The 15,075-nt window shown below is 40.0% G+C and carries 12 protein-coding genes and 1 CRISPR repeat array; of the genes, 1 reads left to right on the forward strand and 11 read right to left on the reverse strand.

From position 1 onward, the window contains the following. Window positions 1–53 precede the first annotated feature (53 nt). The gene (locus H6G75_RS01105) at window positions 54–761 is read left to right on the forward strand and encodes a M15 family metallopeptidase (protein WP_190978163.1); all 708 of its coding nucleotides are present in this window, start codon (window positions 54–56) and stop codon (window positions 759–761) included. Between the two features lie 79 nt (window positions 762–840). Here the strand turns inward: H6G75_RS01105 and H6G75_RS01110 are convergent, their stop codons facing one another. The 11 genes from H6G75_RS01110 to H6G75_RS01160 all read right to left on the reverse strand — a co-directional run bounded on the left by H6G75_RS01110 (window position 841) and on the right by H6G75_RS01160 (window position 15,065). After that, on the reverse strand, window positions 841–1,314 hold the full coding sequence (locus H6G75_RS01110) for a TspO/MBR family protein (RefSeq protein WP_190978164.1): 474 nt from the start codon (window positions 1,312–1,314) through the stop codon (window positions 841–843). A 174-nt stretch (window positions 1,315–1,488) separates the two neighbouring features. Continuing rightward, window positions 1,489–1,962: a TspO/MBR family protein gene (locus tag H6G75_RS01115; RefSeq protein WP_190978165.1), complete on the reverse strand. Its 474-nt coding sequence runs from the start codon at window positions 1,960–1,962 to the stop codon at window positions 1,489–1,491. Between the two features lie 334 nt (window positions 1,963–2,296). After that, the gene (locus tag H6G75_RS01120) at window positions 2,297–3,235 is read right to left on the reverse strand and encodes a DUF6174 domain-containing protein (RefSeq protein ID WP_190978166.1); all 939 of its coding nucleotides are present in this window, start codon (window positions 3,233–3,235) and stop codon (window positions 2,297–2,299) included. A gap of 83 nt (window positions 3,236–3,318) precedes the next feature. Then, window positions 3,319–6,097: direct repeats of the CRISPR family, unit length 36 nt; unit sequence GTGATCAACGCCTTACGGCATCAAAGGTTTAATCAG. A 271-nt stretch (window positions 6,098–6,368) separates the two neighbouring features. Next, window positions 6,369–6,662 carry a CRISPR-associated endonuclease Cas2 gene (gene cas2, locus H6G75_RS01125; protein WP_190978167.1) on the reverse strand — a complete coding sequence of 98 codons (294 nt, stop codon included), beginning with the start codon at window positions 6,660–6,662 and terminating at the stop codon, window positions 6,369–6,371. Window positions 6,663–6,671: 9 nt separating this feature from the next. After that, entirely contained in the window at window positions 6,672–8,336 is a 1,665-nt protein-coding gene (locus H6G75_RS01130) for a type I-MYXAN CRISPR-associated endonuclease Cas4/Cas1 (protein WP_190978168.1), read from the reverse strand. A 62-nt stretch (window positions 8,337–8,398) separates the two neighbouring features. Further along, window positions 8,399–9,139: a type I-MYXAN CRISPR-associated protein Cas5/Cmx5/DevS gene (gene cas5 / locus H6G75_RS01135; RefSeq protein WP_190978169.1), complete on the reverse strand. Its 741-nt coding sequence runs from the start codon at window positions 9,137–9,139 to the stop codon at window positions 8,399–8,401. Then, the gene (locus H6G75_RS01140) at window positions 9,139–10,059 is read right to left on the reverse strand and encodes a type I-B CRISPR-associated protein Cas7/Cst2/DevR (protein WP_190978170.1); all 921 of its coding nucleotides are present in this window, start codon (window positions 10,057–10,059) and stop codon (window positions 9,139–9,141) included. The genes cas5 and H6G75_RS01140 overlap by 1 nt, the downstream gene beginning before the upstream one ends. A gap of 51 nt (window positions 10,060–10,110) precedes the next feature. Next, a complete protein-coding gene (gene cmx8 / locus H6G75_RS01145; protein WP_190978171.1) occupies window positions 10,111–11,781 on the reverse strand; it encodes a type I-MYXAN CRISPR-associated protein Cmx8 in 1,671 nt (556 codons plus the stop codon). Continuing rightward, on the reverse strand, window positions 11,769–14,078 hold the full coding sequence (cas3, locus tag H6G75_RS01150) for a CRISPR-associated helicase Cas3' (RefSeq protein ID WP_190978172.1): 2,310 nt from the start codon (window positions 14,076–14,078) through the stop codon (window positions 11,769–11,771). Before cas3 ends, cmx8 begins: the two co-directional genes overlap by 13 nt. Beyond that, window positions 14,056–14,730 (reverse strand): type I-MYXAN CRISPR-associated protein Cas6/Cmx6, encoded by a 675-nt coding sequence (gene cas6, locus H6G75_RS01155; protein ID WP_190978173.1) that lies wholly within the window; start codon window positions 14,728–14,730, stop codon window positions 14,056–14,058. Before cas6 ends, cas3 begins: the two co-directional genes overlap by 23 nt. A 116-nt stretch (window positions 14,731–14,846) precedes the next feature. After that, window positions 14,847–15,065, reverse strand: coding sequence for a hypothetical protein (locus H6G75_RS01160; protein ID WP_190978174.1), 219 nt, complete (start codon window positions 15,063–15,065; stop codon window positions 14,847–14,849). Between the last annotated feature and the right edge of the window lie 10 nt (window positions 15,066–15,075).

The raw sequence follows: 15,075 nt of genomic DNA on the forward strand, positions 1-15,075 counted from the left end.
GGCTCCCTGCACCCCTGCGGCCTCAATCTGCTTTCTTATATGCTTAACAGCTTATGAGACCTTATCACCATATCCCCATTGTTGAATGCGGTGAACCACTGGTAGAAATTCCTTTGCATTTGTTTGCGGTGGAATCTCCCCATCCTTATGAAAAACTGGGCGCTATTTATGGAGAATATTCGCCTTATTATCTCCGCCAAAGTGTTGTAGAAAATTTAATCAAAGCCCAAAATTATTTGGAATTACTGCATCCTCATTGGCATATTCAAATTTTTGATGGTTATCGTCCGGTGACTGTGCAGCAGTTTATGGTCGATTATAGTTTTGCTACGGCATTACAAGACAGGGGACTGACGGAAACTGAGTTATCACCAACCCAACGCGAAGAAATTTGGGAAGCGGTTTATCAAATTTGGGCAGTTCCGAGTCTGGATGAAAAAACGCCGCCACCTCATAGTACCGGGGCTGCTGTGGATGTGACGTTAGTTGATGATGCGGGGCTAATAGTAGATATGGGTTCGCCGATTGATGAGTTGTCAGAGCGATCGCATCCCAATTACTATGCTAATCATCCCCATCCCCAAGCACAAAAATATCATACCCACCGTCAGTTATTAAATGATGTCATGTTAAAAGCTGGCTTTCAACGTAACCCTAGAGAGTGGTGGCATTTTTGTTTTGGAGATCAAATGTGGGCGTGGTTGAATAATCAAGCAAATTCCGCTAATAACTGGACAGCACGTTATGGTCGAATTGTATAGCAGAAGGCAGAAGGCAGAAGGCAGGAGGCAGAAGTCAGGAGACAAAAGTATTAGTATTTCCTCTCCCCACTCCCTACCTTCACGCATCTTCGGGATTAAGTTGTTTTAATTCATCTGTAGTTAGTGTGCCGATGGGACTCCACACTAGATAGGGAACTAGTAATACGGTTGCTAATAGTGAAATTGGCAAAACTACCAAAGCCAAAACTATGGCTGAAATCAGCCCAACTAACCCCAGAGTTTCCCCAACTTTTAAGCTGCGTAACCTCAACATGAGAGGGATATAGGCAATGGTGATGACTTCTACGAACAGGTATAAACCCATCAAAAACCAAGTAACCAGACTTCCGGGGTTGTGTTGCCAGACTATGTTAGCCGAAATTGCACCGCAAATAAAAATTGCAGTCCAGATAAAGGGAATCAGTGGTTCAAAAACTAGCCATTGTGGGCGACTTAAATGGGAAAACCATTTCACATCACGCGGTGTGATGAAAAAACTACCAAAGGCAATTAAGAAAGTTATCACCCCAATGATGACACTAGATGAAAGCATACTCATACCCTTTTCCTTATCGTTTGACAAGTTGTACAGCAATCTAGAACATTAACAGGTGATAAAAATTAAGCAATACAAGGCTTTTAACCCTGTCACCTGTTCTCTGTTCCCTGCTATACCTGCCAGTTTGACAATATAAGGTAAGGGTGAAATCAACCGCAGGTTTGATACTCAGACATCTTGCGGATTGAGACTTTGCATCTGCCAAGTGGTATAAGTACCAATGGGACTCCATAGTAAAAAGGGTACTAATAACAATGCTGCCCAACCGGAGACAGGTAAGACAGTAAGGGTTAATATAAGGCCGATAATAAAGCCTGTACCACCAATAATTGTGCCTGCTTGCAGACTTCGCAACCGAAACATCACAGGGGTATAGGCAATGATCGCAATTTCTAAAATTAAATATAAACTCATCAATAACCAAGTGGATGTTGTTCCTGGGTTAGTTTCCCAGACAATATAAGCTGACCAAGCACCACAAATAAAAATTACAGTCCAAATCACCGGAATTGCGGCTTCAAAAGTCAGCCATCTCGGTCTTTGTAAGCGTTTGAACCATTGGCGATCGCGTGGTTGAATTAAATTAGCACCCAAAGCCACTAATATTGCTACGCCACCAATGATCATCCATGATTTAATCATGACCTTATTCCTTGTAATTGCTGCATATCGCTGAGATATCACTAGTTATAGTCTGATTTTGTCAATTTATTTAATCAATACTCATCATCCCTGAGTCTGAGAACTTGATAGCAGTCAGAGATATTTCAGTTTATAAGTACGTCGGTGGGAAAAAACCTAACTATGTTACGAAAGATTAACTAAGCTAAAAGCCTCTTTACTCCTGCCTTCTGCCTTCTGCCTCCTGCCTTATCCTGACGATAAATATTCACGACGACCTACTTACAAGCTTAATTGCAAAATAAAAGGGGTGTACGATTGTACGCCCCAAGGATAATTTACTCTGTGCAAGACATTATCTCAACGGTTCAAGATTGCTAATGGTCAGATATAGCTCTTCATCGGCAACTTGTTGATTGTAATCAATATTAATTTGCGTTGGGTAGCCAAATTGCGGATCATATTTAACATTGAGACTAGATGCTTTTTTGGCGATCGCATCATCAATTATCCCAAACAGTTTAGGAATTGAATTATATTGTTGGAACAGTTCTGCATCAACTGGTTCATTATTATTCACAGGTGTAATGGAAGCAACTTGACCATTACGCACTGTAATTACTACTGGTTGTGTCGCTTTGGGTACACAGAAACAACTCCGGCTAAATGTAAAGCGATAGTTATTAAGTTTTTGCTGATTCCACAATTGACGGTTAACTTTGAGTTGAGTGGAATTAGAATCATTTGGATTTGGTGTTGGTTCATTTTTAGAACCAACCCAACGCTGAGAATTGACAACAGTATCGATTTTATTTTCTAAAGCTGTGAGTGCTTGTGGTGCATTGGGTGAACCAAGATAATGATTCACAGTTTTTTGACGTTTACCGATAGTTAAAGAAGTAATTGCAGAAGGCGCATCTGTCCGTCCACCTTGATAGCTATTTGCTAATGAAAAATAGTTTACCTTATTAAATTCTGCAACTAATCTTCTGACTGCTTGGGGACTAATTCTGGCAGTTCTTTTACCGACAACTTTCACAAAACGCTCCCCTTCGTAGACAACTCTCCCATCAGGAAAGATGGTAATTTTATAAATAGGACAAGCACCAAAGCAGGCTGTTCTTTGTAGAGTAATCAGCCCTGAGTTTGTCTTTTTATTATTTTGATTTAAGATTTGTTGCGACGAGTTCTGGGCAGTTATTTGTGGTAAATTAACCGTAGATTGTGCGAATACTTGGGCATTCAAAATTATAGATACAAGCAACCCTGTACCGATTACGATAGGCGATCGCATATAATTTCCTGATAAACTAATGAATTAATCTTATAGACAAAACTAATTACAAAAAGTTTCGTTGACAGCTGATAGTTATTGTCGTGATTAACGCCTTACGACATCAAAGGTTTAGTCAGTGGCTATTGTTTCAACTACAAGTTACTCTATCAATGTGATCAACGCCTTACGGCATCAAAGGTTTAATCAGTGGAGAATGGCGGGATGATTTGAACTTACGAACTTAGTGATCAACGCCTTACGGCATCAAAGGTTTAATCAGGCTCATCGAATACTACGTACTCATCCCTACGAAAAGCGTGATCAACGCCTTACGGCATCAAAGGTTTAATCAGATAACTTGTTCATCTTTCGTTGCCATAACCCTCGAGTGATCAACGCCTTACGGCATCAAAGGTTTAATCAGTCGGTGCTGGGACGATCGCAGAAGCAATGGGCGGGCCAGGCCGTGATCAACGCCTTACGGCATCAAAGGTTTAATCAGCAACTGGCAGTGGGTTAAAGGCGCTCATTTTTTCTGGTGATCAACGCCTTACGGCATCAAAGGTTTAATCAGTGGGCGCTGTTGCAAATGGTTGAGCTATTCCCAATGTGATCAACGCCTTACGGCATCAAAGGTTTAATCAGCAAGGGTCAGTGAATATACGTAGCAACTCTTGACTAGTGATCAACGCCTTACGGCATCAAAGGTTTAATCAGAAAAATTTAATTTCCAAATTATTTTTTTTGCTGTATGTGATCAACGCCTTACGGCATCAAAGGTTTAATCAGTGATAATTTCTCCGCCGTATTCCCCAAGCACTTCACGTGATCAACGCCTTACGGCATCAAAGGTTTAATCAGAAACGCTTAACATCTGCTAATCTACCAATCGTAGATAGTGATCAACGCCTTACGGCATCAAAGGTTTAATCAGCATTGGTGGCAAGGGAGATATTTAAGCCTTGAACTTTGTGATCAACGCCTTACGGCATCAAAGGTTTAATCAGGAATTAGTCTTCTAATAGCTCATTTAAATCTACTTCGTGATCAACGCCTTACGGCATCAAAGGTTTAATCAGGCCAGGATTAACCCTCACAAAGTCAACCAATTCCAGTGATCAACGCCTTACGGCATCAAAGGTTTAATCAGTTGACTGCCCCAGGAATTAGTTCTTGATCAAGTGGTTGTGATCAACGCCTTACGGCATCAAAGGTTTAATCAGCAGTTGTTGCTGGGTGATGTCTTCGGGGAGGAAGGAGTGATCAACGCCTTACGGCATCAAAGGTTTAATCAGACATAGCAAGCGATTTAAGTATTTATTTGCAAAATTGTGATCAACGCCTTACGGCATCAAAGGTTTAATCAGAATATTGCTCAAACTCTGTTTGGTGCAGTAGACAAGTGATCAACGCCTTACGGCATCAAAGGTTTAATCAGACCAGCGCCTAAGCTATCTATAGCGCCTTCTAAACGTGATCAACGCCTTACGGCATCAAAGGTTTAATCAGGTGTAGAATTGTGCGACCTTACAGACCCGAATATAGTGATCAACGCCTTACGGCATCAAAGGTTTAATCAGCACTAGTGCGGCGACTAGTGCATTAGGTAAGGCTAGTGATCAACGCCTTACGGCATCAAAGGTTTAATCAGGCGAATTAGTATCAAGAATAGTGTAAGCTCTTGCTTGTGATCAACGCCTTACGGCATCAAAGGTTTAATCAGACTTAAGATTTTACAACCGTTTAATTACTGGATTACGTGATCAACGCCTTACGGCATCAAAGGTTTAATCAGGAAATAAACTTTACTCATATCTGCACCTGAGTTAGTTGTGATCAACGCCTTACGGCATCAAAGGTTTAATCAGAAACTAACCAACGGACTAACCAAGTTGGCTAGTTTGGCATGTGATCAACGCCTTACGGCATCAAAGGTTTAATCAGGTCAATGCTGTGTGTGTACCACAATCGATTGTTCCACGTGATCAACGCCTTACGGCATCAAAGGTTTAATCAGCAGTAAAATCGGAGGCTGTCAATGCGCTACTCATGAGTGATCAACGCCTTACGGCATCAAAGGTTTAATCAGTCATCAGCATCAGGAAGTTATTTTTATAAACCTTCCGGTGATCAACGCCTTACGGCATCAAAGGTTTAATCAGTCCCGTCTGGTGCTAACGGTTTGCCGCAGATATCGGTGATCAACGCCTTACGGCATCAAAGGTTTAATCAGAAACAAACACCGGGTCTGCTTCTCGTGCATCTTCCAGTGATCAACGCCTTACGGCATCAAAGGTTTAATCAGCGCTACTACCAGCATCCATCAACCGATTTAATTCAGAGTGATCAACGCCTTACGGCATCAAAGGTTTAATCAGCTTCCATTGAGCGGGAAGAATCAAGGCAAACAATAGTGATCAACGCCTTACGGCATCAAAGGTTTAATCAGTTGGGCTGAGACTGTAGAACATTTTCCGCCTCTATTGTGATCAACGCCTTACGGCATCAAAGGTTTAATCAGAGCCTAAGTCTTTGAAGGTTTGCCCTTCGTAAGTTAGTGATCAACGCCTTACGGCATCAAAGGTTTAATCAGCACTTTGGGCAGGTTTGTTGAACCTGACGAATTTGAAGTGATCAACGCCTTACGGCATCAAAGGTTTAATCAGAATTACGCTACCCTGGGTCGTCCCCACCCAAATACGTGATCAACGCCTTACGGCATCAAAGGTTTAATCAGCCGTAAGTCGTAGGACTTGAACGGAACCTTACGATGTGATCAACGCCTTACGGCATCAAAGGTTTAATCAGTTAACACAGAAGCACTAACATCATTCTTGCTTGCTAGTGATCAACGCCTTACGGCATCAAAGGTTTAATCAGAGCGATCGCTCAAACCCATGTCATCAGACCACTCAGTTGCTATTTTGCAAGCATCTAGGTAAAAAAGCAACAAAAGAAGTCAATTGCTTACCAAAAGTTTAACTTTCAAGTTTCCGTCTCAACTTAGAACGCTTACCAGGACTAGGTTTTGACCTCACGCAAAAAAATGCAAGCACCTCCTGTTCACCTAAAAAAGCTCAAAAGCAAGCCCAGTAAGGTTTTTATCCTGTTTGAGTTTTATTTCATGTTCCACAAACTCAGATCCATGTTTTTAGACAATCCGGTAAGGTTCTTCTTGATTTGACCAAGCACCAGGACGATTGTAAGCCGGAATAGAATTAACGCACTGATTTGACAGCCGAATTAATAACAGACTGTCTTCTGGGGCGAGAATTTTCTCAAGTTCCCAACGCAATTTTTCGCGCGATCGCATGGTCAACCAAGAACGGAAAATAGAGTATTGCATCCTTTCGCCATATCCTTGGAGTAAGTTGTAAGCCTTCCGCCAACGTTTGGGATCGCGAATGTCGTAGCAAATCAGGTAGCAGTTTTGTGATTCACCCATTGCTACACCTCATCGCAAAATTAATTGACCAAACAAACCACCCTCCCCAGACCATTCTTTTTCTAACAGTCGCACCTCTAATTCAAATAAACGGCGATACGTGAGGGAGTAACCAGTAACAGGATGTTTCCAGCTTTCTTGTTTGCGAGATTCGTATAACTCAACAAATTTACGCCGCCCAAGTTCGCTTAACCAAACTTGCTTTCCGCGAATCTCAAAATCTGCTTTGGTATCCCATTGACCCCGGTTAACCGAAGCTGTCACAGTCATATCTACCAAAGGGACGCGAAATATTTCTAGTAAATCTAATGCTAGGGGTGCAGCTTGCGATCGCGGCTGATGGTAAAATCCCAAAGCAGGTTCTAAGCCAACAGTTAAAATCGCATTCATCACATCTTTGAGTAGCAAAGCATAACCAAAGCCCAGCATTGCATTGAATCGGTCTAGCGGTGGACGGCGATTTCTGCCAGCAAAATGTAATTCTTGGGGTACTTCTGGCGAAATTAAATCGGGTAAAGCACCAAAATATAAAGCAGCCAGATTTCCCTCGTATCCTAAAAGCGACTCTAGAGACTTCGCTTGCGGAACTTGTTTGAGAACCGCTTTCATTTGTGCGATCGCTTTTTCTAATTTCTCTGTTTTAGCTTTACTCCTTGTACCTCGCATTAAAAATTTGCGTTGTCCCTGACCGCGACAAATTACGAGTTTACGGGCTAACTCTAGACAAGCATCAGGATTGCTCAGTGCTGCATACTGACGAATACGGCGTTGAATGCTGCCAGAGCGTGTGTCAAAACTCCCAAGATAGCGACCACCTCCTGAAATGAAATGCACTCCAATGTCCTGAGCAGCGCAAAAGTGTAGTGCTTGGGTAGAGATTTGCGAAAAGCTATGCAGCACTATTTGTCCTATTTGACGTGCCGGAACTGTCTCAACAGGTTGATTGCGGCGGGTAATTTTGATTTGTTCTCCTGTTCTGCCAACTGATGTCCCAGGTTCTAAAATGTGAATGACTTGGCGTTCGTCATCTTCAGGAAATAAGCGAATTGGTTGCCACTCTCGATTATGGGCAAGTCTTGCTTCTTCTGGCAAACAGACCGGAGCTAAGGAACAACGGGTGCACAATCGCTCGTTATCAATTACAGGTGGTCGGTAAGTTGACTGTCTGAGAATTCTGGCTTGTTGAATTGCTTGTTTTACTTTTAAACGTCCTGCTTCATCTAGTGGCACATGAACAACTACATTATCAGCGTGATAGCGGATGCGGCCTTCCTTAACAGTGATTCCATGCGCGGATTCTAATAGGTAAGCATAAGCGAGAATTTGCAGGCGATCGCTTTCCCAAGCCTGGGGCTGATTATTTTCATCTCGATGAGCGCGACCACGTTTGTGTTCGTAAGGTATCGTTTGTCCATCACGAGTGCGGAGGGCATCAAGCCGACCACGCAAACCTAATTCTTCGCTTTCGAGAAACAGTTCTTCCCATTCTTCATCTTCTTGTTTTTCTAGTTCGGCGTGTAATCTGCGTCCAGCAAATACGGCTGCATCTTGGGTGTAAAGTTCCTCGACTTCTTCTAGATAAAACAGCCGAGGGCAATAGGCGAGAGCGTGGAGGGCAGAAACACGAATAGTTTCGGGTTTAGCGGAGATTTCAAAATGTTCGAGAATTTGCATATATGTCTGTAAGGTTTTTTTGGATTAGTTAAACGCCTTACGACATCAGAGGAAATATAATTTTAGGGATTTAACCCAAGGCGATCGCCCATATTAGAGACTGGTAGTTTTATCCAAGCAGATTCTGGGGGATGTAAGCAAAAAGAACTAGGCGCAAACACCGCTATTTCTGTCTTGCTATTATCGGCTCGATTAATCCAAACTGTTAACCTACAATATCCGCGTTCTGGTGAATGGTTTCCCTGTTGTAATGGAGAGTACCACCGCGCCATAGGAGGACTATCAATAGATTCAATTGAATCAAACAAAAAATTATTGTCTCCTGCAAATGGTAGCCCATAGCGAGGCTCGTCTAGTTCACCGTTAAGTCCTTGGAGAATGCGATCGCATAACCATTGTTCTGCTTTCATACCAATTACCAAGTTTAAATTAACTAAAACTTCTCGTTTGACTGGTGCTATCCAATATTTAGAACCATAGGTTTTTTGTGCAAGTTCAGCACCGGAGGCACCGACAGGATAATGATGTAATTGTTGTGTTAATAGTGCTGTTTCTGGCTGGGAAATTTGTGCGATCGCAATTTCAATTTCAGGTAAATCTTCTCGCATTGACGTTACAGGTGTTGTTACATCACTTCGCTGTTCAATTCCTGCAATATTGAGCAACAAACCATATACTGTTGATGGAGAAGGTATGGGTGTAGTTGAACGATAAGCTCCAGACTGGAAAGGTCGAAATGACGCAAAGGGAGCTTTAATTTGAAAAAATTGCTCAATCAAAGTTTTTCTATCAAAATTAGTCATTATTTACTATTAGGTAAAAATTCATTAGCTAAAGCATCAAATAACTGTTCTGGATTGTTATATAAATGCGCTCCAGCTTCTTTTAATCTGGTGATTTCTTCGAGTTCCATTTTACGGACAATCTCACCACCAATCCAGAACTCATTAGCGGGTAAATCGCAATTTTCATCATCAGCTTTCCCCAAACGATTTAATTGCGGAAATTCTCCTGTTTCGATAAAACCGTAAGTTTCGTATCCAGCGACTAATCTAGGGGTAAGCCTTGCTACCACAGAACAGGGTGCAAATTCATAATATGCTCGTGCATGACCACCAGCGACTTTATTTAGTTGAGCGATAGCTTGTAGTAATGCTTTTACCCATTCAGGACGCTCTAAACAATCGCGTTGTGATAATGCAAAAGGATATTGAAAAGCTGTATGAGTTACTTCCCGATGTAATAATACAGAAGTGCCAGAATTACTCCAAAAAGTTTTTTCATTGTTTTTAGTTTTGACATTAAGTGGAGATTGATTAAATACAGAATCATATTTGTATGAGCTTAATGCCACTGCCATATTACAGCGAAAAATACTATCTCGTTTTGGCGGCAAAGGCTTATTTTTTTTAGCGTCTTCAGGCTTGGCAACCATAAAACCAAACAGAAAATCATCTGCATATTTACTAGCATTCGGAAACTCTTTAAATTCCACAGCTAATTGGTCAGCATCATAAACTCTAGAACGGTTATTTGGTAGCCCCATTAAAATTAGGGTTTCGCGTAAAGCATTACGGATAGATTCTGGACTAACAACCGCATATTTTTGCCCATGTTTTGAGATTTTTTGCAATACAGTGCGGTTTTCTTCTGATTCACCGCGATAGTTGCTAGTGGGTGCAGGATAAGTTAATACTGTGGCGAATAAATTAAGTTGTGTCATCGATTTTATCTGTAATGTTTAATAAGCCTAATGGTCATCAAAGGTAAATAATTAAGCAGCATCCTCTTCAGAAAATAGATTTTCTTCTTTTGGATTTAGGGGAAACTGGCTGGAGAGAGCTAAAAGAGTTAATGCGCGAATTTCATTAGTATGATTAAATAAAAAATCTGCAAAATTGACAAACTCATCTTTTTTAACGAAAGGATAAAGGGCAGAGACAAAATAATCTATGAATGCGGTAGTCTCAGTTCGAGAACGGACGGCGAGAAATGCCTCATTAGCAATTTTCTTTTTTTTGTCATCACCATCTGCTTGAGGAATCTGTTTTTTATCTTGAAAATAGCATTTTTTACCGTTATGCCATTTAATTTTGTATTTACTTTCAAGTTTACCTCTTACATAACTTTGGCAAACATCGTAAACTATTGACGCATAGTCACGAATTTCTTTTTTCATTTTGATTCCTATTTCTATTTCAAATAAATTACGAGCATCATGGTTAAAAGTATAATCTTGTAACCAAGTTCGAGGAATGCGGCTTAAAACTGCATCAAAATCAGACCAGGGTTGAATTTTGGGTAAATTACTATATAATTCCTCTTCATCTGTTTGTTTTCGCAAAAGATTGATTAATCGCTGCTTACGAAACCACGGACATAAGTATGAGGTTTTAATTATTTGGTATTTATCTAAGCATTCTCTTGTTGGACTAACAATGCTGATGGAACGAATTTTGATATTATTTCCAACTTTTTCTGCATGGATAAGTTCAACACCTAAAATCAGTCGGCGTATTTCTTGATCGCCTGTTTCACGAGCGATGCGATCGCGCAACAATAATAATAAATCAAGTGCGCCTTCTTCCGGTAAGTCAATTACTGCCTCACGAGGTAAATAACGCCATTTCTTTAAATCTCTATCTCGCAAAACTTTAGGAAATACGCGACAGAAATTTTTCAAATTTGCCACGTCAGGAATTGCCAAAGCATAACCTGTAGGCTCTCGATTACCATCTTTATCTAAGATTGCAGGACAATAAATTTGTGCAACAAATACCCAGAAATGTAACAGAAATTGATAGCGTGCTTTATCTTTAGTCGGTACATTTTCTGAATTGGTAGCCATCGCACCTAGATAGAAACTACTTGATTGTGCAGTAATTTTATATGGATGTTGCAATTCCCCCCAAACATTTCGCACATCCTGTGAATAAGAAGCACTATTTAATCGATTATTAAAAGGTATACGAGCTTTATCTCGTCCTTTAAGTATACTCCAAACCACATCTCGCCAAAGTTTTATCCACAGTCCGCGTTCAGAACTATCATTTGACTTATCCCAATCAGCAAGAAATGAACCTTGGGGAGTTGTTACAGTGTAGAAGTATTTCAAAACACGCTTAGTTTTAGTTTTATCTTTTTTATCTGGTACTTCAACTTCTTCTAAGCGGTCATATTTCTTGATTTTTTTCTCCGTTGAGCGTTCTTCAGAGAATGCTTGGTAAGTCAGGTCAAAAAGTGCTTGTAACCCCTGCAAATTGAGTAATAAAGTTACACCAAATTCATTGAGATTCTGCAATTCTAATACTGCACCTTCGCGCTCTTTAAACCAAGGTTGGGTATCACGTAAATATTGCACCATTAATACCAAACCTGCTAAACCTGCACGATGTTGAGCAGATGGTAATTCTGCTAATTTATATTCCAGTTTTAAATCTTCCATTCCCCGAATCCCCTTCTTGGGCAATATAAACTTGCATCAGCCACAGCTAAATAACGTGGCATTTTTTCAGGACGGCCTTTCCATTGCTGATGAGCCAGTTTTTTAGGTACTGGTAATACATAACCGTCATAAGGATTTTTCTGTTCAAGTAATTCTCCAACTGTTTTCAAATCACTGCTGAGAATTGCATCTACTGAGTAATCATCTGTATCTCGAAATGGTTGAGATTTAGCCCAATAACCACCTTCTAAAAAAGCACAATTACCATCGGCATATCTTTCTGCTGGGGAATAATCTTCTAATGCCTTTGCTAGTTGTGCCTGACTAATTTTTTCTCCTTGTATATACTCAATAAACTTTTTGGCTGCCTTAATTTCATCTTTCTGATAAGGTTTAATGTTATCTGGTTCGTAGACTAATATTTGAGAGCGAAATTCATTACCATGAGAAAGATGACGATTAGAACGTCCAAATCGCTGCACTAGTGAAGAGATGGGTGCAAGTTCTGTAATTAAGACATCTGCATCTAAATCTAGAGACATTTCGCATACTTGCGTTGTAACTGCGATCGCAGGTTTTCTTTCCCCTTTTTCATAGGCGAATGCAGCAATAGTTTCTTGATGGCGTTTTTGCCTATCTTTGAGTTTAAAACGGCTATGATACGTCAAAACCTCTGTATCTAAATCAAATTCTAATCCTGTATTATCCTCGCGTCTTCCTGCTATTTTGCGACATCTATCAACAGTATTTACAACCCATAAAACGCGAAATTGATTATCTTGATAAGCTGATTTTGCATAACTATAAGCACTATCCTTAGCAACAAACTTCACGTCATATCTGGGATGTTCTTCAATTTCCTTCAATTTCTCATCGGTAGCCGCAGGAAATACTTTCAAGCCAGCATTTTTCAGTTCTTCCTGTCGGGTTTTAGTTAAAGTTGCAGTCATACACAACACTGGAATATTGAAATTCTGTAAAAAACTAATGAGGTTATCAAACATCCCACGAGAAAAACTGTGTACCTCATCAATGACTATTACTGAATCAGCCAAAACTGGTAACAAACACAAACCACTATAACCGTGAGTTAAAAAACAGAGAAATTGGTCTACAGTGGCAGAAAAGAACCGCTTACCCCAAAAACCTAGCGCAAATAAACGTTCATCGGTTGTAAAATCTTTCCCTTCACTAGGGGTATAATCAGAAGGATTCTTTGCCATTTCCTGTAATTCATAAATGGCTGTTCCGGTAACTAAACTAGCATCCGTTTCTGGCGCACAAGAAACATAATCTTTAAAACCTTCTGTTGCAGTACCACGAGTTGGATAGAGAAATATGATATGACCAACTTGGTTACGACTTAACGCAGCTTGATGCCATTTATAGCCAAATATTGTCTTTCCACTACCACAACCGCTTAATAAAAGAACTCTATCACCTTGTTCTTGAGCTTTTTTTTGGAAAGGATGTAACTCAAACTTCTCATCAGATTTTTTCTCAATATGAGCATAACGAGGTTGCAGAATTTTAGTTTCTAATTCTTCCGCAGTAATTACAGGTGCGTGTAGTGTTTCATCAACCCATTGTTCAAGTAATTTCTTTTCTCGGAACATTGCTGAAGCAACAGAATCCGCAGCTATCAATCCTGCTTTAACTGCTAGTAATAACGAACGACGTTCAATATCATCGTAGATATCATCAGAAAATTTAGCTCCCGCTTCGTCCGCATCGAAATAAGCTTGTTGCCACAAAGGATCATTTACTAACCATTTATCAGGTAATTCAGCAGGTAAACCCTCAATTTTTGCAATCTCGGCTATTTTTTGCAGAATATTTGTAATTTCAGGATGATGTAAAAATAATTCCACCTGTTCAACAGTTCGAGGTTTACCCCATTCTTTTTTACTTGCTTTTAAGTGATGACTAAGTACAGCAGCAGTAATGACTTCTAAATCTAAATCTGATTTATTGGATGCTAACCAAGAACGTACACTTGGCAAGTGTAAAATTAAAGCACTCAACCACTCATGTCTAAGCGTTTGCTGTTTGAGTTTTTTATTAACTGCTGCATCAAATTCAGCATTTGCCTTGCCTATATCATGAAATAATGCTGCAATTCTCAAATTAAGTATAAACTTATCGGCATCTTTAACACCAAAAAAACGACACCAGTTTAACAATATTCGCTGCTTAAATATTGCCATTACAGCATTATCAGTATCGCTTAAATGCTCCTCAACAGTCAATATTTTTCCGTCTTCTCTGGGGCTTTTAGCTAATAACTGCTTTTGCATCGTATTCTCTTCTACCCTGATAAATTGTGATATTTGGACAAAAAATACCGCAGCCTAAACGACGTTTGCCACCTAAGCCATGAATTTGTAATTTAATCGAATCTTCTGCACTTAATTCAGAAACAATTACACTAAAACCAACTATTGTGTATTTTTTAATTTCCCCTCGGACTTTTTTCTTAATCGTCAAAGTTAAGCGTTTCGGTTCTCCTTGCTCATTTGCGGGAATACCAATATTTGCATTAATTTCTAGTTGTTGTAATTGCCGATGTGCAGCACCAAGAAATAACGCAGGTTCAGTGTATCCTTTGATAGTGACAATTCTAGCTTTAAGCGATTCTACAGGTTTCAAAGTTTGCAGTTCTGGATTGCCTAGTTGAATCGCATAACCACCAACATCCAGCGTTTTACCAGTAAGCTGATAAACTTGTGCGATCGCTTCTACTGGAAGTCTCAATAACAACCTTGATTTATGAGTTAAACTAATTTTTCCCTGCTTGTTAGGAATACCTGTAATGGTATTAATTGCAAATCCTTTTAATTCATGCAACTCTGGAAGTTGTGTACAAATAGCTGCACAAAGACGATGGTTATGATCTGCCCATAACTCTGTTCCAGTTACGGGAAACGATAAATTGATAATGTTATTCATGGTAAATGCAAAAACAATTACAGGAAGATAGGCTAGGGCAAAAAACCCTAGCAATAATAAAATTAATTATCTATTTTGCGCCTAACTTGCGTTGAGGAGGCGATAGTGCGATCGCATTATTTGCGCTTTGCATATTTAGCGATATATTCTTCCATTTCACGCCGTTGTCTTAGCTTATCAGCTTGAGTTCGGTTATCTGATACCTCATGAGGATAACTAACGCTATTTCGCTGATAGCTGATTGTTTGGCTAAAAACTCTTGTTATCGACTCAATTGTGATTTTGGCTAAGTCGATTGCAGAAACATACCTAGCAGACTGCTGAAGTGAGTCCATGTTTTCATGC

The sequence above is a fragment of the Nostoc sp. FACHB-280 genome, from assembly GCF_014697615.1.
Classification (GTDB): Bacteria; Cyanobacteriota; Cyanobacteriia; order Cyanobacteriales; family Nostocaceae; genus Nostoc_B.